Raw genomic sequence first — 23,642 nt, forward strand, 5'->3', positions numbered from 1 at the left:
TTCACGCACCATGCCTTCAGACACCGCTTCCCTCGACGCCGCCAAGGCCACCGGCACCGCCGCCTTTTCCAAGTTCATGGCGGTGCTGCAATTCATCGCCGATGCGGACGAGCCGCCGACCATCGCGCGTCTCACGTCGGCGAGCGGCTATCCGCGCCCGACGGTGTATCGCATCGTCGGCGCGTTGATCGCGGAAGGGCTCGTCGTCGAAAATGCGCGCGGCGGATACTACGCGCTCGGGCCGCGTCTGATGGCGCTCGCGAGCCGAAGCTGGGAGCGCTCGGATTTGCGCATCGCCGCCGCCGGCGCCTTGCAGACGCTGCGCGACGCGACGCAGGAAACCGTGCATCTCGCGGTGCGCAGCGGCTCGGAAATGGTGTACGTCGAGAAGCTCGAAAGTCCGCACGCGGTGCGCATGGCTTCGCGCATCGGCACGCGCGTGACGCTTTATTCGAGTTCCGTCGGCAAGGCATATCTGTCGACGCAATCGCCCGCCGAACGCGATGCGCTCCTGCAAGGCATCGCGTTCGCGCGTTTCACGCCGAACACGATCGTCGATCGCCAGGCGCTCGACGCCGAGCTCGACGCGACGCAAACGCGCGGCTACGCGGAAGACCGCGAGGAAAACGAGGCGCAGATTTTCTGCTACGGCAGCGCGATCGTCGGCGCGAACGGCGTGACGCTCGGCTGCGTGAGCGTCAGCATTCCGCTGTTCCGAAAGAGCGCGACGCCGCTCGAAACCTACATCACGCCGCTGAAGGAAGCGTGCCGCGCGATCGCGGAACGCATGTGCCCCGGCACGCGCTAACGAAACACCGAGCCGCGCGTGCGTTGCGCCTGCGCCGCGCGGTGCGCTATAAGCGACGGCAATCGCGGCAGCGTGTGCGGCCAATGCGTCGCTTCATGCGCGAGGCGCGCTGCCAGACTCCGGAAGCTCAACTGGTCCGCGGCGAGCCGCACGATGACCTTGCGCGCGATCTTCCATACATCGACATTCGGCGCGATGTCCTGCGCGACGCGCTCGATCCTTTCCGCCGCTCTCGACAGCAACACCGCCCGCGACGCGACACGCCCGTGCGCCGCGCTGAACATGTGCTCGGCGGGCGCCTTGCCGATCGCGCCGAACAGATGCGCGACGCCCGCGCCGTGCCTCGCATGGGGCGACGCGAAACGCTCCGCCTCGCGCCGGTACGTCGCTTCGACGCGCACCTCGTGATGCGTCGCGTTCGCCTCGGGCCGGCCGTGCTCGAGATGCGCGCGCGCCGCCGCCTTGTGATCGCCCTCCATGAGCGCATGCGATACGCCGACGAGAAAATCGCGCTCATGGGCGGCGAAGATCATCATCGGGTTATCGGCTTCAAGAACGATCTGACCGCGCGTGCCAGGCTCGATGCTCACGCGCGCACCTGCCGCATCCAGCCCCGCGTGATACAGCCCGACGCCCAGCGCCATTTCGAAGAACGCTTCGATGAGCGTCGCGAGGACATCGGCCTGATCGAGCCCGCATGCTGCAAGCGTTTCGGCATCCGACAGCGCTGCCGTTTCGATCGCGCGCGTGGTCAGCACGGCGTCGTTGCAATAGTCCCAGAGCACTTCGGGCACGGCGAGGCGGTTGTCGTCGCGCAGGCGGAAGCGCAAGTAGCTCTGATCGGCTGCGCGCTGACGCAAGTCGATCATCGCGTCGACGCTCTCGCGCGCGCGGCGCACCCATTCCACAGGATGAATGTCGCGCGCCTTCGCCGAACGCCGTTCCGCGAAACGCGCGGCGGCGAGCGCGAGATTCAGATCGTCGTCGAGTTCGGCGCGCGTGTCCGCGCGCAGCAGCGTGACGCGCACAGGCGTTTCGCCGATGCGCGCGGCGTGCGTCTGCTCCGCGACGCCCGAGCGCAGCGGCACGTCGCTCAGCGCCGCGAGTTCGAATGACAGCGTGGCGGGAAACGCCGCTTTGCAAGCCGCACGAAAGCGCGTCGCATCGTAAGGCGTGAACAGTCCGTCGAGTTCGGAAAGCGCGACGCGCACCGCCGTTTCCGCGAGCGCGGGATGACGCGCGAGCGCGCCCGATGCGTTTTCCAGCACGCGCGAAAGCTGCGAGAGCGCGGGCACGCCGGCTCCGAGCGGCGCGGCGCGCGCACCATGCGACGCGAAGAAGCGCGCGACGCGCGTCATCGCGGCGCCGTCATCGGCGAGATGCGTCTGATGGCTTTCGTGAACGAACGCCCGGCCAAGCCGCCAGAGCGTCGCGAGTCGTCGGACAAACAAATTCAGGCTCGCTGAAAGTGAGTTGAAACCGCTGAAAGACTGCAATGCCGCTGTGCGTGGCATCCGGATCGCTCAATGTTTAGCACGATTCGAAACGCACTGCACGGCGATGGCTATTTGATTCGGCATCCTTCGTTTTTACGTGACCATGACGACGTTTTGAGAGCGCTGTCAGTCGGAATCGAACATCCGCACTTTGCTGCCTTTATGCAGCACTAGCCTGCGATTCGTCATTCATTTTAGAAACAGCCCGCACCACTGTATCTTTTTGTCGATACATAAATCAGATGAATCTGAATGCGGTATCTTATAAATACGCTATTTGACGGCGTATCAATGTCCATACCGAGACAACTTCGGGCGCCCCGCAAGAAGACTCATAACGATAAATCCGAGAGTGCCAATGCAACACCATTCCGAGCCGCCGATGGCGAAAGCGATGTACATCCTTGGGCAGATCGGCGCGATCATCTGCCACGAACGCGGGCCGTGCCCGCAAACCGCCGTGCTGACCAAGATGGCATCGCGGCCCGCCGAAGGCCTTTCGATCGCCGTCGCGAGAATGAACGAAATGTGTCCGCCGCGACGCGGACATCGGCGCGCGCTGCTGCAATGGAAGCACAAGGAAATCCGCCGCCTGAGCCAGATGTTGCCCGATCCTTTGCCGACGGCCGCATCCGCGCATACGCAAATGCCGTTCTGGGCCGGTTACTGTCAGTACTGGGAAGATTTGCTCAAAGTACACGTTCAGCGCGATATCGACCAGCTCGTGCTCAAGCTCGACGGCAGTCAGCGCACACGCACGGATGCGTGATCGCTCTCGCCTTCCCGCGTCGAGAAATAATCGCGCAGCACCGCGATCATGCCGTCGAGTTCCGTCGGCTTGACGAAGTAACCGTTGAAGCCGGTGCGCTGCGCGCGCGTCAGATCCTCCGGGTCCGTGCGGCTCGTATGCGCGATCAGCAGCATCGAAAGATCGATCGCGCGGATCGCCTCGGCCGCTTCCCAGCCGTCGCCGAGCGGCATCATCAGATCGAGCAGCACGACTCCCGGCCGCCATTTGCGCGCGAGCGACACCGCGTCGAGACCCGTGTGCACCGCGCGCACGGTGAACTCGGCGTCTTCCAGCGCAAGACAGATAGCGCGCGTCGCCTCCAGATCGTCGTCGGCGATGAGCACGCGCGGCTCGTCGTGGCGCGTCGCGCGCGGCGGAATCTGCCACAGCGCTTGCGAAGGAACACGGTCGTGTCGTTGCATCGTTTGGGCCTCGGAATGGATGGAGATGACAGCAACGATCATTCCCTCGCGGGCTTTGCGAAAGGCATCGTCAGGCGGCATGCGGCTCGCCGACGCTACACTTCGGGATTACCCGGTGGCGGTCACGGCGTGCGAATGCACGAGCGCCGTGCAGGATCTTCATCGTCTTGCATGACGATGGTGCATACATCCCAAACGAGAGGCTAAACGATGTTCGTCGTGTATTGGCTCGGCGGCAACCCTGATATCGAAGGCGCGGCACGCTTCAAAAGGTTCGATGAAAACGCGCTCGCCGACGCGCTGCGCTTTGCGGAAGCGCTGCGCAAGCGCCAGGCCGACGGCGACGACATCGGCTTCGTCACGCTATGCAGTGAAAACCCTCATGCGGTCGGCAAGCCGGGCGTCGCCGATCCGCCCGCCGATTACGACTGGAAAAAGCGCCGCCGTTAATTCTGCGCGGTCGCGGTGTCATCGTTCTGCCATCCGCCGCCGAGAGACTTGTAGACCGCGATGAGATCGGTCGTCACGTTGACGGTCGATTGCGCGAGTTGCTCGCGCGTCTGCGCAAGCTGGCGCTCGGCATCGAGCACGGTCACGAAGGGCGTGAGTCCCTTGCGATAGCTGTCCGTCGCGAGTTGCAGGCTGATGCGGTTCGCTTCGACGGTGCGCGTGAGCGCCGCGCGCCGGTCCTGCTCCGTTCGATACGACACGAGCGCGTTATCCACTTCCTGCAACGCATTGAGCACCGTTTGCCGATACTGCAACGCCGCCTGTCCCGCTTGCGCCTTCGCCACGCGGACGTTCGCGCGCAACGCGCCGCCCTCGAAGATCGGCAGCGAAATGCTCGGCCCGATCGACCAGAAGAGGCTCGACCAATGCGCGAGATAACGCGCCTTCGTCGCACGCGTGCCGACTTGCCCGGTTAGCGAGATATCCGGATACATCTGCGCGACCGCGACGCCCACTTCCGCCGTCGCCGAATGCAACTGCGCTTCGGCGCGACGGATATCGGGACGACGGCGCGCGAGCGTCGATGGCAAGCCGACCGGCACCGTCGGCGGCACGGGCGGCACCGCGCGCGCATCCGACAGTTCCGCGTCGAGCGTACCCGGCGCGCTGCCGGTCAGCACGGCGAGTCCGTTCATGGCCTGCGCGATCTGCGCATCGAGCGTCGGCAGTTGCGCCTGCAACGATCCGACTTGCGCGCTCGCGCTTTGCACGTCCTGCTGGCTCGTCAAACCGACGCGCGCCTGTTCGCGCGTGAGGTCGAGAATCTGTTCCTCGGCGTCGATTTCGGCGAGCGTGATCTGCTTGATCGCCTGCGCGCCGCGCAACTGTGCGTACGTCCGTGCGACTTCCGATTCGAGCGACACGAGCGCATCGTTGCGGCTTTCGATCTCGGCCTGCGTCTGCGCATCCGCCGATTCGACCGAGCGCCGCACACGACCGAAGAGATCGAGTTCCCACGATGCGTCGAAGCTGTCCTGATAGATCGTGGCCGGGCCCGTCGCGGAATCGATGCCTTGCCGTATCTGCGCGCCGTTCGCGCCGAGTCCGTTGAGTTTGTCGTACACGCCCTGCGATTCGAGCAAGCCCTTCACGCCGAGTTGCTCGCGCATCACGCTCGCGCTCGCGCTCACTTGCGGCAAACCCTGCGCCGCCGCCGACACGCTCTGCTCACGCGCCGCCGCGATGCGCAGCACGGCGCTCTGCAAATCGAGATTGCCCGCGACCGCGCGATCGATCAGCGAATCGAGCGTCGCATCGTTGAACTGCTTCCACCAGCGCGGATCGGGATCGGCGGAAGTCTGCGCCGTCGATGGCGAATCCGCGCGCGGCACACGCGGATCGTCCGGCGCGTTCTGCGCGCGCTGCGTGTCGCTCCAGTCATCGGGGAGATCGGCTTTCGGCGGCGTGAAGTCGGGGCCGACCGCGCATGCGCTCAATGCGAGCGCGAGCATCGGCATGCAGTGACGTAGCTTCATCTCAATGCCCTCCCGCCTGGCCCGCCGCCTTCGCGGGCGAAAAGAAGAACGTCAGCGGAATGAACAGGAACGAGAAGATCGCGCACGCGGCGAAGACGTCGAGATACGCGAGGATCGTCGCCTGCGAAACGAACGTCTTGTACATCTGGCCGGTCGCGGCGGTCATCGCCTGCGTCATCGTCTGGCCGGAATCCATCAGCGTGCGCGCAATGCGCTGCACCGTGTCGTTGTAGGGCTGATTGAGCGGCGTCAGATGCTCGACCAGATGCGCCATGTTCGCCTGCGTGCGCTCGCGGATCATCGCGGTGGCGAGCGATATGCCGATCGAGCCGGAGACGTTGCGAAACATCGTGAAGAGCGCGGAGGCGTCGTTGTTCAGCGACTTCGGCAAGGTCAGATACGCGAGCGTCGTCACCGGCACGAACAGAAAGCCGATGCCGATGGACTGCGCGCTGCGCATCTTCGTCAGCGTCGCGTAGTCGATGTTCGGCACGAGATGATGCGAGTACAGCAACGCGCATCCCATCAGAAAGAAGCCGAACGCGACGAGATAGCGCGTCTGGATGTAATTCATCAGCTTGCCGACGACGGGAATCAAAAACACGATGCACACCGCGCCCGGCGACAGCACGAGCCCCGCGAGCGTCGCGGTATAGCCGAGCTGCTGTTGCGCGAGTTGCGGTATCAGCACGGCGCTTCCATAAAGCACCGACGCGAATCCGACGATCGCCGCCGAGCCGAGCGCGAAGTTGCGGTCTTTCAGCACGCGCAGATCGACCACGGGCTTCTTCGCGTACAAGAGCCACACCGTCGCGCCGACGATGCCGACCGCCGCGAGCACCGCGAACGTCACGATGAAGTTCGACGAGAACCAGTCGTCGTCCTCGCCGCGATCGAGAAACACTTGCAGACAGCCGAGCCCGAGCGCGATGAGCCCGATGCCGATCACGTCGATGCCCACTTTCTTCGGGTCTTGCCGCTTTTCCCACGGCGGGTCTTCGACGAACTGCATCACGGCGAAGGTCGTCAGCACGCCCACCGGCACGTTGATGAGAAAGACCCAGCGCCAGGTGAAGTTGTCGGTGATCCAGCCGCCGAGCGTCGGGCCGAGCACGGGCGCGACGACGATCGCGACCGCCGAGATCGAGAACGCGCGGCTGCGTTGTTCGGGCGGAAAGGTGTCGAGAATGATCGACTGCTGGCTCGGTTGTAGCCCGCCGCCGAAAAATCCCTGCAGCAGACGGAAGACGATCAGCTCGCCGAGATTGGTCGCGATGCCGCACATGAACGAGCAGACCGTGAACGCTCCGATGCAGATGAGAAAGTAGCGCTTGCGCCCGAGTATCTTCGAGAAATACGCGGAGATCGGCAGCACGATGCCGTTCGCGACGAGATAGGACGTGAGCGTCCACGTCGCTTCGTCGTAGCTCGCTGACATGGTGCCGGAGATGTGCGGCAGCGCGACGTTCACGATGGTCGTGTCGAGCACTTCCATGAACGCGGCGAGCGTCACGACCACGGCGATGAGCCACGGATTCGAACGCGGCTTCCAGCCGCTGTGGTCGTGTTCTGCGGTGGTATCGCTCATGGCTTCAGTGCCGCAGCATGACGGTCGGCACGACGGACAAACCGAGCGGCAGCGACGTGCCCGGCTTCAATCCATCGTCGATGAGAATCTTCACCGGCACGCGCTGCACGATCTTCACGAAGTTGCCCGTCGCGTTTTCGGCGGGGAACGCGGAAAAGCGCGAACCGCTGCCGAGCTGCACGCTGTCGACGTGACCGTGCAGTTTCATGGCGGGATACGCGTCGACGTCGATATCGACTTTATCGCCCGGCTGCATGCGATCCAGTTGCGATTCCTTGAAGTTCGCGGTGACCCATACGCGCGTCGTGACGAGCGTCAGAATCGACGTGCCCGCCTGCAGGAACGTGCCGTATTGCACGTTGCGCTTCGTGATCCAGCCGTCGGCGGGCGCGCGCAATTCCGTGTACGAGAGATTCAGTTGCGCGGCCTCGACCTGCGCCTCGGCCTGATGCACCTGCTGACGGCGTTCCTCGACCGTCGCCACGACCTGCGCGATCTGCTGCGGCACGAGGCTCGCCGTGCGCACCTGCGCGCGCGCCTGCGCGACGTTCGCCTGCGCGCTCTTCTGCTGCGCCGTCGCGGTGTCGATGTTCTGTTGCGACGTCGCGCGAATATCGACGGATTGCTGGCGCTCGTAGGCCGCGCTCGCCTGCACGAGATTGGCGCGCGCGGTCAGTTCCTGCGCCTGAGCCTGCGCGAGTTGCGCGGGATATTGCACGCGCGCGACTTCCAGTTGCGTTTCCGATGCGTGCAGTTGCGCCCGCGCGAGGCCGAGCTGCGCGGTGGCCTGATCGAGCTGAGCCTGATAATCGCGCGGATCGATCTTGATGATCAGATCGCCCTGATGCACGAAGCGGTTGTCGTCGATATTCATCGTCACGACGTAGCCCGATACCTTCGGCGCGATCGTGACGGCGTCGCCGTCGGTGTAGGCGTCGTCGGTGCTGACCTGATTGCGCGTCATGAACCACCAGACGAATGCGCCGATCGCCAGCACGACGACCACGATGCCCAGAATGATCAGCGGCTTTTTCCCCGGCTTCTTGCCGGACTTCTTTTCGTCGTCGCCGTTGTTCTTTCCTTTGTCGTCGTTTTGTTTGTCGTCCTTCGCGTTTTTATCGTCCGCATCGTCGTGCGAGGACGCGCGCTCGCGTTCGCGCGCGTCTTCTTGGGTATCGGAGTCGTTTCGATCTGACATCGCCGCTCACTTTCGGGTGGTTCCCGGACGAAAGCCGGGCGGAACCGCAGGCTGAACTTGCGCGTGAAGTGCGCGAATGCGCGAGCGCGCGTGCGCTCGTACCAAAGCATTCGAGGGCTGACGTGAAGCAAGCGGCGTTCCTCTACGAGCGCGATGCGCCCGAAACCGAACGTGTGTGCGGGCTGGCATGAAAAGCGCAAAAGGCGCGCGCCGAAGCCCGCGCGCGCAATTGTTAAGTTTCCTTGTAAAAGATGCAGAGCCAAGCTCATTCGCAGCTAACTTTGCGCGCCGATCATCCGGTCTGAGCCAATCACACCGGAGACCCACCATGTACAAGCACATTCTCGTCGCGGTCGGCGCGAGCCTCAGCGAAAGCGCCCTGACCACCGCGATCACGCGCGCCCGCGCCTGCAATGCGCGGCTCACGGCGCTGCATATCGTCGATCAGATGCCGTGGTGGGCCATCGTCACCGCCGACAGCAATCCGGGCGATACGCTCGACGTCATCGACGATCACGCGCGGGCCGTGACACGCTATGCGGCGCGGCTGATCGACAGCGCGGGCATCGACGGGATCGCGCGCAGCATCACGCAGCCGCTCGACGGCACGAGCGTCGGCGCATTGATCGCGAAGGAAGCGGCGGCGATCGGCGCCGATCTCATCGTGCTCGGCGGCGAAGCGGATACCGCCTGGCGTCACGGCGAAGCGCGTCTGCGCGACGTGGTCTGCTCACACGCACGCTGCGACGTGCTGATCGCGGCCCACGCGCCGGCGACGCAGCGCGCGGAAAAGGAAATGGAAGCGATCGAGACGCGCTTCGCCGCGCCGGCGGGTCGTGCGGACGCGCGCGTGTCGCATCGTCAGAGCGCGCCGCGCAAGTGAGCCGCAAGCTGCACGATGCCGATCGAAATCTGCTTCTCGCGTTTCGGATCGAGCCGGCCGACCGGCACGCTCGTCGACACCGCGACGCGCTTGCCCGCCAGCGTCATCCCGACGTAGGCCGCGAAGCACGCAAGCCCGGCGGCCGCTTCCTCGCGCTCGATTGCGAGCCCGCTCGCACGGATCGACGCGAGTTCGCGTAACAACGCCGCGCGCCGCGTGATGGTGCGGGGCGTCACCGCTTCGAGCCGTTCGGGAAGGCGTTCGATCACGGTTTCATCGGTCATTCCCGCCAGCAGCGCCTTGCCGAGCGCGCAGCAATGCGCGGGCAGACGCGAGCCGGGATCGGACACGAGCCGCACCGGACGATGCGCATCCTCCCGCGCGATATAAACCACCTGCACGCCGTCGAGCACCGCGAGTTGCACGACCTCGTTGTGCTTGTTGATGAACGCGCCCGCGCCCTCGCGAAACGCCGCCTGCAGTTTGTCGTGACGCACGTATGCGTTGCCGAGCTCGAAGAGACGCACGCCGATCATGTAGCCGTCGTCGTGCTTTTCGATCCATTGCATGCGTGCGAGCGTTTCGAGCATCAGATAGAGCGTGCTGCGCGAGAGGCCCGTCTGCTCCGCAAGCGATGCGGCGCGCAGCGGTTTCGCGGCGGCGGCGAGGGTTTCGAGAATGTCGCTCGCGCGGCGCAGCGCGGGGACGTCGTAGGCTTTTTCCATGTGCGCATTATTCCAACAGGTTGGATATTTGATCAACCCAATGGACACGTTCGGAGACGCGGGCTACGATCGGCTTTCCTTTCCCGCCCGCCATCCGCATTCATGCAAAACGTCAACGTCTCCTCCTTTCTGCCCGAAGATTTCGCCGACGCCGTGCTGATCGGCCGTATCTGGCGTCCCGCGCCCGTGAACGGTCCCGCCGTCGTCGCGGTGCGCAAGGGCGAAGTGTTCGACATCACGCGCGCCGCGCCGACGACCGCCGATCTCTTCGACAGCGCCGATGCGCTCGACATCGCCCGCAACGCCGAAGGCGAGCATCTCGGCAACGTTCAGGATCTGCTGCAAGCGACGCTCGAGCATTCCGCCGACGCCCCGCGCCTGCTCGCGCCCTGCGACGTGCAGGCCGTGAAGGCGTGCGGCGTCACGTTCGCGGTGAGTCTGCTGGAGCGCGTGATCGAGGAACAGGCCGGCGGCGACGCGAGCAAGGCGCAGGAAGTGCGCGACACGATCAACAAGCTGATCGGCGCGGATCTCTCGAAGATCAAGCCCGGCTCCGAAAGCGCGGCGAAGCTGAAGGCCGAACTGGAGCGGCGCGGCGCGTGGTCCCAATACATGGAAGTCGGCATCGGGCCGGACGCGGAAGTGTTCTCGAAGTCGCAGCCGATGTCGTCGGTGGGATTCGGCGCGGACGTCGGCCTGTATCCGACATCGCAATGGAACAATCCGGAGCCGGAAATCGTGCTGGCGGTGAATGCGCGCGGCGAGATCGTCGGCGCGACGCTCGGCAACGACGTGAATCTGCGCGATATCGAAGGCCGCAGCGCGCTCTTGCTCGGCAAGGCGAAGGACAACAACGCGTCGTGCGCGATCGGCCCGTTCGTGCGGCTGTTCGATGAACGCTTCACGCTGGATTCGGTGCGCGGCACGAGCGTGGCGCTGCGCATCGAGGGCGCGGACGACGGCTTCGTGCTCGAAGGCGTGAGCCACATGAGCGAAATCAGCCGCGATCCGGCCGATCTCGTCACGCAGACGCACGGCGCGCATCATCAGTATCCGGACGGCTTCATGCTGTTTCTCGGCACGATGTTCTCGCCGATCAAGGACCGCGACACCGAAGGCGGCGGGTTCACGCATCATCTCGGCGACGTCGTGACGATCTCGACGCCGAGCCTCGGCGCGCTCGTCAACACGGTGCGGTTGTCGACGGAGATCGAGCCGTGGACATTCGGCGTGCGCGCGTTGTATCGGAGTCTCGCGGCTCGCGGATTGCTCGGAAAAGCGGCGGACTGACTACGACGCCCCGAACCGAAACCCTTTCGACTGCGCTTTCGTCACGAGCTGAACCGGCGTTTCCATATACGGCGACAAATCCCTTTGCCGCCGCTTTTCGAGCAACGCTTTCACCGCGATATCCACGCCGAACACCGCCTGCCGCGCGCCGAACTGCTCGACCGTCGCGAGCAGGCGGCCGTCGTCGAGCATCGGCTCCACGGCTTCGATGTTGTTGTAGCCCGTCACCAGCACGCGGCCCTTTTTGCCGGAGATGCGGATCGCGTCGATCGCGCCCATCGCGATATTGTCGTTCGCGCAGAGCAGGCCGCGCACGTCCGGATGCGCATACAGCATCTGCAACGCGATCGACTTGCCGCTCGCCGCGGTCCAGTCGCCGCTGTCCGTATCGGCGATGCGCATGCCCGACGCGCTCATCGCCTCCTTGAAGCCGACCGTGCGCTGCCGCGCGTTGAGATCGTTCGACGGTCCCTCGATAATGCCGACCGCGTCGCCCGCGTTCAGCTTCGAGCCGAGATACGCGCCGACGAGCTTCGCCCCGCGCCGGCTGTCCGGCCCGACGAACGGAATCGCGATGTTCGCCGCGTCCTGCGCGGCTTCGTCGAACGGATTGTCGATCGCGATCACGATGATGCCCGCCGCGATCGCCTTTGCGGCCACGGGCAACAGCGCCTTCGAGTCCGCGGGCGCGATGACGATCGCGTTGACTTTCGCGTCGATGAGCGTTTCGACGATGTGAATTTGCCCGGCCACGTCGTTGTCGGTGAGCGTGCCGTTCGTCGCGAGATCGAGTTGCGACGCGTAGTGCCGCTGGTAATCCCGCGCGCCTTCGATCATCGACGTGACGAACGGATCGTTCAGCGACTTCATGACGAGCGCGACGGTCGCCTTGTCGGATGCCGCATGCGCGAATCCGCACGCGCTCAGGGCGCAGGCGGCAAGCAGGCGTCGGCGGACAAGGCTCGTCATGGAATTTTGAGACGCGTGGAAAACGTCTCATTGTAGACGCACGCGCCCGGCCGCCTATGACAGCTTTAGCGCGCCGCCGCTTCCACGAGGGCGGCCACGCCGCTGACGGGTTTCATCGCGTCGGCATCGAGTCCGTGACGCGCGCGCAGGTATTCCGTCGCGTTATAGGAAAGCCACGCGCGGCCGTCCGCGTCTTCCCACGAGAGAACCTTGAGCGGCAAATCGAGCGCGGCGGTGGGCACGGCCTGCATCAGCGGCGTGCCCGCCTGCGGATTGCCGAACACGAGCAACTGGCTCGGCGGCATCGCGAGGCCGGCGCGCGCGGCGTCGCCGCTGAAGTCGATGCGCGCGAACAGCATCAGCCCGCGCGCGCGGATCAAGGCTTCGAGCTTGTCGGCGGTGGCGACGGCGCCGTGCGCGCTCGCAATCGTGACGACGCCGTTGTCCGCGTCGCCGATTTTCACCGCTTGCTCCACGCGAGCGCGACGAACGCCGTGCAGAGCGCTTCCATGCCGAGCGCGTCTTCGTCGTCGAAGCGGTTCGGCACCGGACTATCCACGTCCCACACGCCGATCAGCGTGCCATCGCTCGCGACGAGCGGCACGACGATCTCCGAGCGCGACGCCGAATCGCACGCGATATGCCCGGGAAACGCATGCACGTCCGGCACGACCTGCGTGCGCCGCTCGCGCGCCGCCGTGCCGCAGACGCCGCGTCCGAGCGCAATGCGCACGCACGCCGGCTTGCCCTGAAACGGCCCGACGACGAGCTCCGTGCCGTCGAAAAGATAGAAGCCGGCCCAGTTCAGATCGGGCAGCGTGTGATAAACGAGCGACGAGAAATTCGCGGCATTGGCGATGAAGTCGGTTTCATCGGCGATGAGCGCGCGGGTTTGCTGCAGCAAGTCGTCGTATTGCGCGGCCTTGTTGGCGTGCGGGGCTTGGGAAATCGAGAACATGAAGCGGCGCGGAAAATGTCGAAAAGTGTCGCCGACGATAGCACATCGATCCGCCCGGCGCTTCGCCCGCGCCGCCCGTCGAACGCTGGTTTATCGACGCTCGAAAGCTCGGCCAAACGCGTCGCCTGGTGTGGAAGCGCACCGGGCCCGGGATTTGCGGCTCGCGGGCATCGCGCGCCGCCCGACCGGCGGCTTCGGGATTTCCCTCCTTTACTTCAATGCGCCGTCAGTCTTAAATAAATCAACTTGATTTAATTAATGGCCACGACTCGATGGCCATTCTTCGGAGACAGCGCGTGAAATCCCCAAGCGGCAGAGGAAGCAACTCCGCGACCGTGCGCCGGTACAACGAGCGCCTGCTTTTGCAGGCGCTGCGGCGCGCCGAGCCGGCATCGAAGGCCGAACTCGCCCGTCACGCGAATCTGACGAGCACGGCGGTCGGCAGCATCGTCGAGTCGCTGGAGAACGCGGGGCTGATCGAATACACCGGACGCCGTCTCGAAGGCCAGCGCGGCCAGCCCGCGTCGCTGATCCGGCTCGATCCGCGCGGCGCGTTCGGTATCGGCGTGCGGCTGGATCGCACGGGCATCGAGACGGTGCTCGTGAATTTCGCCGGCGACGTGCTCGCGCGCAGCGCACTCGATGCCGTGCTGCCGCATCCATCCAAGGTACTGGAAATCGTGCGGCGCGATATCGAAAGCATGCTCGGGCTGCTTTCGGCCACGGAGCGCGAGCGGCTGGCGGGCGTCGGCATCGCGCAGCCGTTCAATCTCGGAAGCTGGCTGCGCGAGCTCGGCCTGCCCGCCGAAACGTTCCGCGCCTGGGACGAAACCGACTTCGCCGACGAACTCGGCCGCGCGCTCTCGCTGCCCGTCTTCAGCGAAAACGACGGCAACGCCGCCGCGACCGCCGAACTCTTCTACGGCCACGGCCGCCGCTGCGACGACTTCGTCTATCTGTTTCTCGGCTCGGCGATCGGCGGCGGCATCGCGATCAACGGCGACTGTCTGCGCGGCGCGTCGGGCAATGCGGGCGATATCGGCGTGATTCCCGTGCCGCCGAGCCGCCTGCCGTCCGCGCCGCAACCCGAAGGACCGTGGGACATTTTGCTGTCGCGGGCGTCGCTGAACGCGCTCGTGCGGCATCTCAACTACTGCGGCGCGGCGGCGGACAACCGCATCGACTTGCAGGCGTGCATCGAGCGGCGCCTTCCCGCCGTCGACGAATGGATCGACGACTGCGTCGAAGCGCTCGCGCCCGCCTTGCGCGCGACGCTCTGCGTGCTCGACGTGCCGATGGTCGTCATCGATTCCGACATCGACGGCGGCCTGCTCGACCCGCTCGTCAAGCGCCTCGCGGCGACGCTCGCCGCCAACGCGCCCGAAGCGCGCGGCACCCCGACGCTCGTGCGCGGCTCCTTCGGCCCGGATGCGGGCGCGATCGGCGCGGCCACGTTGCCGATGTTCTTCAACTTCTCTCCGCGCGCGCCCATTCGCCACGCGGGCATCAAAACGCAAGAGGTGAACCATGCCGCATGATCCATCCAGCCGACCGCCGCTTCTGGAAATGCGCGGCATCAGCAAGACCTTTCCCGGCGTGCGCGCGCTGAACGACGTGCGCCTGTCCGTCTATCCCGGCGAAGTGCATTCGCTGATGGGCGAAAACGGCGCGGGCAAATCCACGCTCATGAAAATTTTGTCGGGCGCGTATCAGGCCGACGCGGGCGGCCAGATTCTCATCGACGGCAAGCCGGTCACCATCGACGGACCGCTCGCCGCGCGCGCGCTCGGCGTCGCGGTGATCTATCAGGAACTGAGCCTCGCGCCGAATCTGTCCGTCGCGGAGAACATCTACGCCGGACGCGAGTTGCGGCGCGGCAGGCTCGTCGATCGCGCGGGCATGGAACGCGGCTGCGAGGACGTATTGAAACGCCTCGGCGCGAGTTTCAAGCCGCATACGCTCGTCGGCGATTTGTCGATCGCGGAGCGGCAGCTCGTCGAAATCGCGCGCGCCGTGCACGCGCATGCGCGCATTCTCGTGATGGACGAGCCGACCACGCCGCTTTCGTCGCGCGAAACGGACCGTCTGTTCGAACTCGTGCGACAACTGCGCGAGGAAGGCATCGCGATCATCTACATCAGCCACCGGATGGCGGAGATTTACGAGCTGTCGGATCGCGTCTCGGTGCTGCGCGACGGCGCGTACGTCGGCACGCTGATGCGCGAGGAACTCTCCGCCGACAGTCTCGTGAAAATGATGGTCGGCCGCGACATCTCCGGCTTCTACAAGAAGCAGCACGCGCCCTACGATCCGGGCAACATCGTGCTGTCGGTGCGCGATATCGCCGACCACAATCGCGTGAAAGGATGCAGCCTCGATCTGCACAAGGGCGAAGTGCTGGGCATCGCGGGACTCGTCGGCGCGGGCCGCACGGAACTCGCGCGCCTGATCTTCGGCGCGGAGGAAAAGGCGCGCGGCGAAGTGTGGATGCACGGCAAGCCGGTCCATCTGCGCACGCCGCGCGACGCAATCGACGCGGGCCTCGTCTATCTCACCGAAGACCGCAAGGGCCAGGGCCTCTTCCTCGACATGAGCGTGCGCGACAACATCAACATCACGGTCGCCGGACGCGACGCCAAAGCGGGCGTGATGGACCTCGCGCGCGGCAACACGCGCGCGAAGGACGCGATCGCCGCGCTCACCATCCGCGTGCCGAACATGCGCGTGAACGTCGGCGCGCTGTCGGGCGGCAATCAGCAGAAAGTGCTGCTGTCGCGTCTGCTCGAAACCAAGCCCGAAGTGCTGATCCTCGACGAACCGACGCGCGGCGTCGATATCGGGGCGAAGTCGGAGATTTATCGAATCATCAACGATCTCGCGCGCTCGGGCGTCGGCGTGATCGTCATCTCGAGCGAGCTGCCGGAAGTGATCGGCGTGGCGGACCGCGTGCTCGTGATGCGCGAAGGCGAAATCGCGGGCGAACTCGGCGGCCATTCCGGCAAGCCGATTTCGCAGGAAGGGATCATCGAACTGGCGACGGGCTCGAAGGTCGCGCTCGATCAGGCGGCTTAAAAGTTATCGGAGAGAGACATGGCTAACACGACGAAACACCACGAAACGGGCAGCGCGCCGGTGGCGAAGGCGGAGAGCACATCGCAGCGGCAGAACCGCATCGAACATCGCGAGCGCATGCAGGTGCTGATGCGCACGGCGGGCATGCTGCCCGTGCTGATCCTGCTGTGCATCGGCTTCGGCATCGTCACGGACGGCTTCTTCAGCTTCCAGAATCTGTCGATCGTCACGCAGCAAGCGTCGATCAACATCGTGCTCGCGGCGGGCATGACCTTCGTCATTCTGACGGGCGGCATCGATCTGTCGGTGGGCTCGATTCTTTCGGCGGGCGCGGTCGCCGCGCTGCTCGCATCGAACATTCCGGGCTGGGGCTGGCTCGGCATTCCGGCCGCGCTCGCGGTCGGTCTCGGCTTCGGCGTCATCAACGGCCTGCTGATCGCGCTCCTGAAGCTGCCGCCGTTCATCGTGACGCTCGGCTCGCTGACCGCCGTGCGCGGCATCGCGCGGCTGATCGGCCACGACACGACCATCTTCAACCCGCAACTGTCGTTCGCGTTCATCGGCAACGACTCGCTCTTCGGCATTCCGTGGCTCGTCATCATCGCGCTGCTGGTCGTGATCGTGTCGTGGTTCATCCTGCGACGCACGGTGCTCGGCCTGCGCATCTATTCGGTCGGCGGCAATCCGGAGGCGGCGCGTCTTTCCGGCATCAAGGTGTGGGGCATTCAGCTCTTCGTCTACGCGATCTCGGGCCTGCTCGCCGGTCTCGGCGCGGTGATGTCCGCCGCGCGTCTCTACGCCGCGAACGGCTTGCAACTCGGCCAGTCGTACGAACTCGATGCCATCGCCGCGGTCATTCTCGGCGGCACGAGCTTCGTCGGCGGCGTGGGGTCGATCGTCGGCACGCTGGTCGGCGCGCTCATCATCGCGGTGCTGACGAACGGTCTCGTGCTGCTGGGCGTCTCGGATATCTGGCAGTACATCATCAAGGGCCTCGTGATCATCGGCGCGGTGGCGCTGGATCGTTACCGTCAACGCGGCTCGGCCCGCACGTGATTTCCGCTTTCCGGGCGCATTCGGGTCCGCGTGCGCCCGCCCTCGAAAAATGGACCACTGGAGACAACAACATGCGCAAGCACAATAAGCTTTTCGCCAGCGTCGCACTCGCTCTCGGTTTCGCCGTGTCGCTATCCGCCGGTGCCGCCGACAAGCAGTTGAAGTCCGTCGGCATCACGGTCGGCTCGCTCGGCAACCCGTATTTCGTGACGATCTCGAAGGGCGCGGAAGCCAAGGCCAAGACGATCAATCCGAACGTCAAGGTGACGGCGGTGTCGTCGGACTACGACATGAACAAGCAGTTCACGCAGATCGACAACTTCATCTCGGCGCACGTCGACATGATCCTGCTGAACGCCGTCGATCCGAAGGCGATCGAGCCGGCGGTGAAGAAGGCGCAGAAGGCGGGGATCGTCGTGGTGGCGGTGGACGTCGCGGCGGCGGGCGCGGACGCAACCGTGCAGACCAACAACGTGCAGGCCGGCGAAATCTCCTGCGATTATCTGGCGAAGAAGCTCAACGGCAAGGGCAATATCGTGATCGAGAACGGGCCGCAGGTGTCGGCGGTGATCGATCGCGTGAACGGCTGCAAGACCGTGCTCGCGAAGAGTCCGGGCATCAAGATTCTGTCCGACGATCAGGACGCGAAAGGCTCGCGCGAAGGCGGCATGAACGCGATGCAGGGTTATCTCACGCGCTTCCCGAAACTCGACGGCGTGTTCGCGATCAACGATCCGCAAGCGATCGGCACGGACCTCGCGGCGAAGCAACTGCATCGGAACAACATCGTGATCACGTCGGTCGATGGCGCGCCGGATATCGAGACGGCGCTCAAGTCCGACACGATGGTCCAGGCCTCGGCGAGCCAGGACCCGTGGGCGATGGCGCAGCAGGCGGTGAGCGTCGGCTACGACCTGATGAACGGCAAGAAGCCGAGCAGCACGACCATCCTGTTGCCTTCGACGCTCGTGACGCGGGAGAACGTCGGCAGCTACAAGGGCTGGTCGTCGCCGCGCTGAGCTTCACTTGATTGGAATGACGCGCAGCGCGCTCGGCGTGTCCGGCGCGCTCGACCGGTCCACCGCGATCAGCCGCTTGCGCGCGACATCCACCGCGACGCCGCGCGGCGATTCGAAGCCGTCCGCGACGACCGTCGCCCGGCCGCGCTTCGACACGCTGCACACCGCGTGCGCGCCGCACTTCGTGAACAGCGTGCCGTCGGGCGACGCGGCCATCAGATCGGGCGCTTCGACGGTCGCGAAGACATCGCTGGCGGGCACGGGCGCGTTCGCCGCGCGCGCCGCCTGCAAATCCACTCTGTAGATGCGATTCGCGGCCTGATCGCTGACGTAGAGCATGTCGCCGACCGCCGCGAGCCCGACCGGCTTGCTCAGTCCGCTAACAATGTCGCGCTCGATCATCTGCCGGGGCGCGGTGCCGCGCGTGATCACGCTGACGCCGCCTTCGGGCGGCGCGCTGCCTTCCTTCACGAACCAGCTCGACAGAAACGTGCCGCTGTCGAGCACGAGCAGGCCCAAGCGCCGCCGCGCGGAATTCGTGTCCGACGCGAGCGCGACCTGGCCGCTCGGCGCGACATCGAAGACGGCGGCCGCCGTGCCGAAGCCGAATTGCTCGACGAGCAGATGCCCGTTCGGCGCGAACGCGATCTGGCTCAGGCCGGTGCGCTCGCCCGCGGCCGCCGGAATGCGCGCGTAGACCGAGAACGCGGGCGCGTCCTCTTCGCCGATATGCGTCGTCATCACGATGCCGTTGGTTCTGTCGTCGGTGACGAACACCGCGCCGTCCGAATCGCGCACCGCGACGCCGTTCGGCGTGCCCGCGAGCGGCACTTTCTGCGCGCTCGTGCCCGGCGCGACGGAGCCGCACGCCGCGAGACAGACCGATACCGCGATTGCCGCCATCAGGCGCCGATTCATGCGTTTCTCCCACCGATAAGCCGAAGATCATGTCCGGCATGCCGCACGAAATATGGCATCGCGCCGGGCGTCGTAATATATTCGCAGACATAGCGCTGCTCAAGGCCACACACTCATGGACCTCGCCTACTCGTTGCCTTCGCCGTCGAAAGGTCAATCTGCTCTCGTCGAAATCGGCGGCGCGGTGCAAAGGCCGCTCACGCTCGATCTTGCCGCATTGCGCGAATTCGCGCGCGTGAGCATCGAACCGTTCGATCTCGTGTGCTTTTCGACGGGCCGCTACATTCGTCCGATGGGAAGCTATCGCGGCGTGCAGTTGCGCGTGCTGCTCGACGCGGCGGGCGTGCGCCGTCCCGGCAACACGGATTTCAAGCGAACCGTGTTTCTCGCGCACGCGCACGACGGCTACGCCGTGACGTTTTCATGGCACGAGCTGTTCAATACGCCGATCGGCGCGCAGGCGATCATCGCGTACGAGTGCGCGGATCGCGAACTGGGCGTCGCGGACGGCTTGCCGGTGCTCGTGTCGGGCGCGGACACGGTGCACGCGCCGCGCCACATGAAGCGCCTCGTGCGCGTGGATGCGCACGTGCTGGGGGCATTGCATCGATGAACGCGTCAGCGCGTGCGTTGCTCGCGCACGCCGCCCATCCCGATGCGCCCGATTCCGTGCTGTTCGCGCGGCTTATCGGCGCGCGCATCGAATCGCGCGATCTGCTTCTGCTCGGCCTCGACGCCGGCGCACTCGCCCGGCTGATCGAGCGGCATTTTCCGGGCGCGAAGGTCGATCGTGCGCCGGGCGCGATGCGCTGGTCGCCGCACTGGCCGTTCGTGCGCGATTTGCGCGGGCTGCTGATGTGGCACGACCGCACGGCGGCGCGGCATCGCGAGGACGCGGCTTGTCTCGCGACGATCATCGCCGCCGCGTCGCTGCGGCCCGATCATCTGTGGCGCGATCTCGGCCTCGCCGGACGCGACGACGTCACCGACATGCTCGGGCGTCATTATCCCGATCTCGTCGCGCGCAACGTGGCGAATCTGCGCTGGAAGAAGTTTCTCGCGCAGGAAGTCGCGCATGCGCGCGGCGTTGCGCCGACCTGCGCGCCGGGTTGTCCGGGATGCGAGGATTACGCTTTCTGTTATCCGGACAACCGATAACGCCGGCGGCCCCGCCATGAAACGCCCGTCCGATTTCCTTCGTGTATTCTCTCGGGCATGGCGACGACCCTGAAAACGACTGAAAGCGCAAAGGATACGGACACGGCGAACCAGCCGGCCGACGTGCGCTTTCGCATGCGCATCACGAAAGGCGAAACGATCGCGATCGGTCCGGGCAAGATTTCGCTGCTGGAAGCGGTGCGCAAGCACGGCTCGATATCGGCGGCGGCGCGCAGCCTCGACATGTCGTACCGGCGCGCGTGGCTGCTCATCGACGAACTCAACCGTTCGCTCAAATCGCCCGCGACCATTTCGGAACAGGGCGGGCAAAGCGGCGGCGGCTGCGTGCTGACGCCGGTCGGCGAGAGCATCGTCCGGCTTTATCGCGATGTCGAAGCGCAAGCGCAAGCGGCCTGCGCCGCGCAAATCGAATCCCTCACGCAGTTGCTCAAACCCTAACCATGTCGCAGGCAGAACGCCGAGGGCGGCGGCGCGTTTGCGGCTAGCCGCGCAATGAATCTCGCGAAGCTCCCCACAATTTTTGACGAGCCATAGTCGTCATAGAAACGCTGTAGGTCGATATTCTCGTTTCCTAATTAGAGCAAGCAGACGAGAACTCCATCATGGCGTGTCGGTTATTGATTGGATTCGTTGACGTAACCCTTTATTCCCGCAACGAAGCACATACATTGGGCGATCTCGAAGCGCGCCGAGCGATCGAATCAGCTGGGACGATTCACCTGTCTCCCGGCCTGCTGAGCGATCTGCGACACTTCCTGAGCAGTCACACCAGCGAAGGATATCTGCCCTCTGACGTAGCGCCATCTGAAGTATTGCGCCGACTCAAAGCAGCGGTGGCAAGTGGCAGGATTGTCGCCGTCTCCGCCCCACAAGAATCGCGCGAAGCAGGCTGGGGAAGCTCGGGCGGAAGCTCAGAGCCCCCGACGTACGGCTATCGACGCGGCAAAACGCCGTCGCAGCTTTTCGGCCACACCGCACCAGAAAGAGCAGACAGCTTCCTTGGGAGTGTCCCTCGATCATGGGAGAAATTGCCAGCCGAGGATGGGCCTGCCATGTTCAGGTCAATGCCGGGTGACGTGATGCCTGACGGGCGTATCGCCACTCCGCTGACAAAGGGTGGCTCGATGTTTGCCGGCATCATGATGGGAGCGGCAGGGGCGGTCGCCGGAGAAATGGCGTCTGATGGTGTTAACCCGCCGGCGATGAGCTTTGGCGAAGACAGCACGCCACTCGGCGACGCTTCCGCGCTCGAGTTCGACTCGGGCAATGCAGTCGATCAGTTGGAGGACGACGCAAGCGTTTTTCTCACGCCCGAAGAGGAGGCCCAATGCGAACTTGAATACAACCTTGATATGGTGGAGTGCAGTGCCTATGCCGCGATGGACAAGGGCTACTGGCGAACGTGCAACGAGCGGGCAATGCAACGATACTCAAACTGCCTTAGAGGGAGATTTTTAGGATGACAACCAAGCCACGTTGCGTCGTGATTGCCTACGACGAAAACGGCCACCAGATTGAAACGTTCACAGTCGAACGCGAGGCGCTCGAACGATTGCGCGCTGGCCGTCTCGTTATGCCTTGGTCGATCGAGGACGCTGGCGGAACGTTGGACGACGAGTTCGCACGCAAGCTGGGCGGCGCTTCTTTGTTGCTGCTTGCCACCTATCAGCCGACGTTGAAATCCTGCATCTCAGTGACGCAAGATCGCACAGGCGACGGAACCTGAGGACGCCTGACGACGCCCATCGCTAAAGAAGTCTTGAAGCAGATCGGTGGCATGGCGGTGCTGCACCAAGGGGCGGTGCACCCCGAATTGCGGTCTCGCTTTCAATTCGATACACCAGGCCCGCTGGCCTGAAACGAAATAGATTATCGGCCGGAACCAGAAGACGACTGCGGATGCTGATCGCAACGCATCCACCCTATTCCAGCAAGCGGCCTGCGCCGCGCAAATCGAATCCCTCACGCAGTTGCTCAAACCCTAACCGTGCCGCAGGCAGAACGCCGAAGGCGGCGGCGCGTTTGCGTGCGCGTTCTGCGCATTCGCGCTTAGCCGCGCGACGAATTCCACGAAGCTCGCGACGCTCGCCGTGCGCAACGGCGAATACTCGACGCCGTGCCGCTCGCAGACGCGCTTGAGCATGCTCATCGAATCGTGATCGATGCAGTCGACGGGAAACAGCACGACATCCGCATTCGGCAGCGCGGCCGCGAGCAAGCCCTTGCGATCCTCGATGCCGCCATCGTGGACGATCAATTCGCCGCCCGCCGCGCCGACCAGCGCTTTCAGCACCGCGTTCGAATTCGGCCTTCCGCCGACATAGACGACGCGCCTGCCGCTCACCCATTCGATGCCGCGCCGGCGCGCGTCGGGGCGATCGTGCGCATCGAGCGTCGCGCGTTCGAGCGCCGCGCATTCGGCCTGCACGACCTTCAACAGCGCCTGCGCTTCGCCCAGCTTGTTGCGCAACGCGCGCGTTTCTTCCTCTTCGTACAGCGCACGCTGCTCGGCGGCTTCGCGGCGGCTCGTGTGCAGCGCGAGGCGCCGCTCGCCGTCCTCGACCTTTTCGCGCAGACGCTCGATCTCGGCTTCGCGTTGCGCGGTGGAAAGATCGGACTGGCGATCGATGTGCAGCGACTGTTCGTGCATCCGCCGGACGGACGCATCGCGTTGCGCGCTCAATTCGAGCAGACGCGCCTGCTGGCGCTCGATCTTGTCCTTCAGTTCCTGATTCTCCGATTCCAGCGCGACGAGCCGCCGGATATCCGCGCGATTCGCCGCGCCGACCAGATGCGACAGCATGTGCAATTCACCGAACGCCGACTGTCGCACTTCGATGGTCGCGTGCGGATGCGACATCAACGCCCAGTACGCGGGCGGAACGTCGCCGGATCTCAGCGCGTCGTTCCACAGGTCGAGCAGCGCCTGGGGATCGCGTGCGGCGTCGAAACGGCGGATCGCGCCGGCGTAACGCTCGTCGAGCGTCTTGTTCAGCGCCTTCGCGCCCGCGCCACCCGCAATCGCAAGTTCGACGGCCGCGTGATGAATCTCGAGATCGCTCGCGTGATGACGGTCGAGACCGGTGAATTTCGGCACGAGCTTGCGCAGTTCGCCCGTCGAAAGACAGGTGCCGATGACCGAGCAATGCAGATGCGAATCCAGTTCGGCGAGACGCGCGCGACGCCGCGACGTGCGCAAGTCGGCTTCGGTCGGCTGACAGCAGCCATCGCGATGCGCGTGCGCGCTCGTGCGGGCGAGTTGAAACGGAGGGCTCTGCATGATCAC

Annotated in this window: 25 protein-coding genes; 14 read left to right on the forward strand and 11 right to left on the reverse strand. The window is 65.0% G+C overall.

The genetic code is table 11. The features are described 5' to 3' along the window. Positions 1-10 precede the first annotated feature (10 nt). Positions 11-808: an IclR family transcriptional regulator gene (locus NOV72_RS14585; RefSeq protein ID WP_106855299.1), complete on the forward strand. Its 798-nt coding sequence runs from the start codon at positions 11-13 to the stop codon at positions 806-808. Here the strand turns inward: NOV72_RS14585 and NOV72_RS14590 are convergent. Further along, complete coding sequence (locus NOV72_RS14590; protein WP_106855300.1) at positions 805-2,259, reverse strand: AarF/UbiB family protein; 1,455 nt, start codon at positions 2,257-2,259, stop codon at positions 805-807. The two genes, NOV72_RS14585 and NOV72_RS14590, sit on opposite strands and share 4 nt — an antisense overlap. A 403-nt stretch (positions 2,260-2,662) precedes the next feature. Between NOV72_RS14590 and NOV72_RS14595 the strand changes: the two genes are divergently transcribed. Further along, a complete protein-coding gene (locus NOV72_RS14595; protein WP_106855301.1) occupies positions 2,663-3,073 on the forward strand; it encodes a hypothetical protein in 411 nt (136 codons plus the stop codon). Here the strand turns inward: NOV72_RS14595 and NOV72_RS14600 are convergent. Next, entirely contained in the window at positions 3,049-3,516 is a 468-nt protein-coding gene (locus NOV72_RS14600) for a response regulator (protein ID WP_106855349.1), read from the reverse strand. The genes NOV72_RS14595 and NOV72_RS14600 overlap by 25 nt on opposite strands. A 210-nt stretch (positions 3,517-3,726) precedes the next feature. Between NOV72_RS14600 and NOV72_RS14605 the strand changes: the two genes are divergently transcribed. After that, positions 3,727-3,966, forward strand: coding sequence for a hypothetical protein (locus tag NOV72_RS14605; RefSeq protein ID WP_106855302.1), 240 nt, complete (start codon positions 3,727-3,729; stop codon positions 3,964-3,966). Here the strand turns inward: NOV72_RS14605 and NOV72_RS14610 are convergent. From NOV72_RS14610 to NOV72_RS14620, 3 genes are read right to left on the reverse strand one after another with little or no spacing between them, the layout of a single operon-like run. Then, positions 3,963-5,501: an efflux transporter outer membrane subunit gene (locus NOV72_RS14610; RefSeq protein WP_106855303.1), complete on the reverse strand. Its 1,539-nt coding sequence runs from the start codon at positions 5,499-5,501 to the stop codon at positions 3,963-3,965. The two genes, NOV72_RS14605 and NOV72_RS14610, sit on opposite strands and share 4 nt — an antisense overlap. Position 5,502: 1 nt before the next feature. Beyond that, positions 5,503-7,089, reverse strand: coding sequence for a DHA2 family efflux MFS transporter permease subunit (locus tag NOV72_RS14615; protein ID WP_106855304.1), 1,587 nt, complete (start codon positions 7,087-7,089; stop codon positions 5,503-5,505). A 4-nt stretch (positions 7,090-7,093) separates the two neighbouring features. After that, complete coding sequence (locus NOV72_RS14620) at positions 7,094-8,287, reverse strand: HlyD family secretion protein (protein WP_106855305.1); 1,194 nt, start codon at positions 8,285-8,287, stop codon at positions 7,094-7,096. 328 nt (positions 8,288-8,615) lie between these two features. Between NOV72_RS14620 and NOV72_RS14625 the strand changes: the two genes are divergently transcribed. After that, positions 8,616-9,170, forward strand: a complete 555-nt coding sequence (locus NOV72_RS14625; protein WP_106855306.1) for a universal stress protein — start codon at positions 8,616-8,618, stop codon at positions 9,168-9,170. Here NOV72_RS14625 and NOV72_RS14630 read toward each other — a convergent pair. Continuing rightward, on the reverse strand, positions 9,149-9,895 hold the full coding sequence (locus NOV72_RS14630) for an IclR family transcriptional regulator (RefSeq protein ID WP_106855307.1): 747 nt from the start codon (positions 9,893-9,895) through the stop codon (positions 9,149-9,151). The two genes, NOV72_RS14625 and NOV72_RS14630, sit on opposite strands and share 22 nt — an antisense overlap. Before the next feature lie 102 nt (positions 9,896-9,997). On the opposite strand from NOV72_RS14630, the gene NOV72_RS14635 reads away from it, so the two are divergent. Then, complete coding sequence (locus NOV72_RS14635) at positions 9,998-11,185, forward strand: fumarylacetoacetate hydrolase family protein (protein ID WP_106855308.1); 1,188 nt, start codon at positions 9,998-10,000, stop codon at positions 11,183-11,185. Here the strand turns inward: NOV72_RS14635 and NOV72_RS14640 are convergent, their stop codons facing one another. From NOV72_RS14640 to NOV72_RS14650, 3 genes are all read right to left on the reverse strand, one after another. Continuing rightward, positions 11,186-12,154, reverse strand: coding sequence for a substrate-binding domain-containing protein (locus NOV72_RS14640; RefSeq protein WP_106855309.1), 969 nt, complete (start codon positions 12,152-12,154; stop codon positions 11,186-11,188). A gap of 65 nt (positions 12,155-12,219) precedes the next feature. Then, on the reverse strand, positions 12,220-12,618 hold the full coding sequence (locus NOV72_RS14645) for a DUF302 domain-containing protein (RefSeq protein WP_245933048.1): 399 nt from the start codon (positions 12,616-12,618) through the stop codon (positions 12,220-12,222). Then, positions 12,615-13,112, reverse strand: a complete 498-nt coding sequence (locus tag NOV72_RS14650) for a GAF domain-containing protein (protein ID WP_106855311.1) — start codon at positions 13,110-13,112, stop codon at positions 12,615-12,617. The genes NOV72_RS14645 and NOV72_RS14650 overlap by 4 nt, the downstream gene beginning before the upstream one ends. Before the next feature lie 296 nt (positions 13,113-13,408). Here NOV72_RS14650 and NOV72_RS14655 point away from each other — a divergent pair, with 296 nt between their 5' ends. The 4 genes from NOV72_RS14655 (at position 13,409) to NOV72_RS14670 (ending at position 18,259) form a co-directional block, all read left to right on the forward strand. Continuing rightward, a complete protein-coding gene (locus NOV72_RS14655) occupies positions 13,409-14,650 on the forward strand; it encodes an ROK family transcriptional regulator (protein ID WP_106855350.1) in 1,242 nt (413 codons plus the stop codon). Continuing rightward, complete coding sequence (locus NOV72_RS14660; protein ID WP_106855312.1) at positions 14,640-16,184, forward strand: sugar ABC transporter ATP-binding protein; 1,545 nt, start codon at positions 14,640-14,642, stop codon at positions 16,182-16,184. Before NOV72_RS14655 ends, NOV72_RS14660 begins: the two co-directional genes overlap by 11 nt. Before the next feature lie 18 nt (positions 16,185-16,202). Next, positions 16,203-17,240: an ABC transporter permease subunit gene (locus tag NOV72_RS14665; protein ID WP_106855313.1), complete on the forward strand. Its 1,038-nt coding sequence runs from the start codon at positions 16,203-16,205 to the stop codon at positions 17,238-17,240. A 71-nt stretch (positions 17,241-17,311) separates the two neighbouring features. Further along, entirely contained in the window at positions 17,312-18,259 is a 948-nt protein-coding gene (locus NOV72_RS14670) for an ABC transporter substrate-binding protein (protein WP_106855314.1), read from the forward strand. 3 nt (positions 18,260-18,262) lie between these two features. Here the strand turns inward: NOV72_RS14670 and NOV72_RS14675 are convergent, their stop codons facing one another. Beyond that, positions 18,263-19,177, reverse strand: a complete 915-nt coding sequence (locus tag NOV72_RS14675) for an SMP-30/gluconolactonase/LRE family protein (RefSeq protein ID WP_106855315.1) — start codon at positions 19,175-19,177, stop codon at positions 18,263-18,265. A gap of 115 nt (positions 19,178-19,292) precedes the next feature. On the opposite strand from NOV72_RS14675, the gene NOV72_RS14680 reads away from it, so the two are divergent. From NOV72_RS14680 to NOV72_RS14700, 5 genes are all read left to right on the forward strand, one after another. Then, entirely contained in the window at positions 19,293-19,790 is a 498-nt protein-coding gene (locus tag NOV72_RS14680; RefSeq protein ID WP_106855316.1) for a molybdopterin-dependent oxidoreductase, read from the forward strand. Continuing rightward, positions 19,787-20,335, forward strand: a complete 549-nt coding sequence (locus NOV72_RS14685; RefSeq protein WP_106855317.1) for a nitrogen fixation protein NifQ — start codon at positions 19,787-19,789, stop codon at positions 20,333-20,335. The genes NOV72_RS14680 and NOV72_RS14685 overlap by 4 nt, the downstream gene beginning before the upstream one ends. 135 nt (positions 20,336-20,470) lie before the next feature. Further along, on the forward strand, positions 20,471-20,794 hold the full coding sequence (locus tag NOV72_RS14690) for a winged helix-turn-helix domain-containing protein (protein WP_425428730.1): 324 nt from the start codon (positions 20,471-20,473) through the stop codon (positions 20,792-20,794). Positions 20,795-20,973: 179 nt separating this feature from the next. Next, a complete protein-coding gene (locus tag NOV72_RS31980) occupies positions 20,974-21,819 on the forward strand; it encodes a hypothetical protein (RefSeq protein ID WP_216858881.1) in 846 nt (281 codons plus the stop codon). Further along, positions 21,816-22,082, forward strand: coding sequence for a hypothetical protein (locus NOV72_RS14700; RefSeq protein ID WP_106855320.1), 267 nt, complete (start codon positions 21,816-21,818; stop codon positions 22,080-22,082). Before NOV72_RS31980 ends, NOV72_RS14700 begins: the two co-directional genes overlap by 4 nt. 255 nt (positions 22,083-22,337) lie before the next feature. On the opposite strand, the gene NOV72_RS14705 is transcribed toward NOV72_RS14700, so the two are convergent. Beyond that, positions 22,338-23,636, reverse strand: a complete 1,299-nt coding sequence (locus tag NOV72_RS14705; protein WP_106855351.1) for a DUF2325 domain-containing protein — start codon at positions 23,634-23,636, stop codon at positions 22,338-22,340. Between the last annotated feature and the right edge of the window lie 6 nt (positions 23,637-23,642).

The sequence above is a fragment of the Caballeronia novacaledonica genome (genome assembly GCF_900258035.1).
GTDB lineage: Bacteria > Pseudomonadota > Gammaproteobacteria > Burkholderiales > Burkholderiaceae > Caballeronia > Caballeronia novacaledonica.

Coding starts and splice junctions, on each gene's coding strand:
- NOV72_RS14625 (WP_106855306.1), top strand. CDS start 8,616: ATGTACAAGCACATTCTCGTCGCGGTCGGCGCGAGCCTCAGCGAAAGC.
- NOV72_RS14595 (WP_106855301.1), top strand. CDS start 2,663: ATGCAACACCATTCCGAGCCGCCGATGGCGAAAGCGATGTACATCCTT.
- NOV72_RS14700 (WP_106855320.1), top strand. CDS start 21,816: ATGACAACCAAGCCACGTTGCGTCGTGATTGCCTACGACGAAAACGGC.
- NOV72_RS14690 (WP_425428730.1), top strand. CDS start 20,471: ATGCGCATCACGAAAGGCGAAACGATCGCGATCGGTCCGGGCAAGATT.
- NOV72_RS14600 (WP_106855349.1), bottom strand. CDS start 3,516: ATGCAACGACACGACCGTGTTCCTTCGCAAGCGCTGTGGCAGATTCCG.
- NOV72_RS14680 (WP_106855316.1), top strand. CDS start 19,293: ATGGACCTCGCCTACTCGTTGCCTTCGCCGTCGAAAGGTCAATCTGCT.
- NOV72_RS14640 (WP_106855309.1), bottom strand. CDS start 12,154: ATGACGAGCCTTGTCCGCCGACGCCTGCTTGCCGCCTGCGCCCTGAGC.
- NOV72_RS14650 (WP_106855311.1), bottom strand. CDS start 13,112: ATGTTCTCGATTTCCCAAGCCCCGCACGCCAACAAGGCCGCGCAATAC.
- NOV72_RS14665 (WP_106855313.1), top strand. CDS start 16,203: ATGGCTAACACGACGAAACACCACGAAACGGGCAGCGCGCCGGTGGCG.
- NOV72_RS14685 (WP_106855317.1), top strand. CDS start 19,787: ATGAACGCGTCAGCGCGTGCGTTGCTCGCGCACGCCGCCCATCCCGAT.
- NOV72_RS14605 (WP_106855302.1), top strand. CDS start 3,727: ATGTTCGTCGTGTATTGGCTCGGCGGCAACCCTGATATCGAAGGCGCG.
- NOV72_RS14630 (WP_106855307.1), bottom strand. CDS start 9,895: ATGGAAAAAGCCTACGACGTCCCCGCGCTGCGCCGCGCGAGCGACATT.
- NOV72_RS14620 (WP_106855305.1), bottom strand. CDS start 8,287: ATGTCAGATCGAAACGACTCCGATACCCAAGAAGACGCGCGCGAACGC.
- NOV72_RS14660 (WP_106855312.1), top strand. CDS start 14,640: ATGCCGCATGATCCATCCAGCCGACCGCCGCTTCTGGAAATGCGCGGC.
- NOV72_RS14670 (WP_106855314.1), top strand. CDS start 17,312: ATGCGCAAGCACAATAAGCTTTTCGCCAGCGTCGCACTCGCTCTCGGT.
- NOV72_RS14585 (WP_106855299.1), top strand. CDS start 11: ATGCCTTCAGACACCGCTTCCCTCGACGCCGCCAAGGCCACCGGCACC.
- NOV72_RS14615 (WP_106855304.1), bottom strand. CDS start 7,089: ATGAGCGATACCACCGCAGAACACGACCACAGCGGCTGGAAGCCGCGT.
- NOV72_RS14610 (WP_106855303.1), bottom strand. CDS start 5,501: ATGAAGCTACGTCACTGCATGCCGATGCTCGCGCTCGCATTGAGCGCA.
- NOV72_RS14705 (WP_106855351.1), bottom strand. CDS start 23,636: ATGCAGAGCCCTCCGTTTCAACTCGCCCGCACGAGCGCGCACGCGCAT.
- NOV72_RS14635 (WP_106855308.1), top strand. CDS start 9,998: ATGCAAAACGTCAACGTCTCCTCCTTTCTGCCCGAAGATTTCGCCGAC.
- NOV72_RS14675 (WP_106855315.1), bottom strand. CDS start 19,177: ATGAATCGGCGCCTGATGGCGGCAATCGCGGTATCGGTCTGTCTCGCG.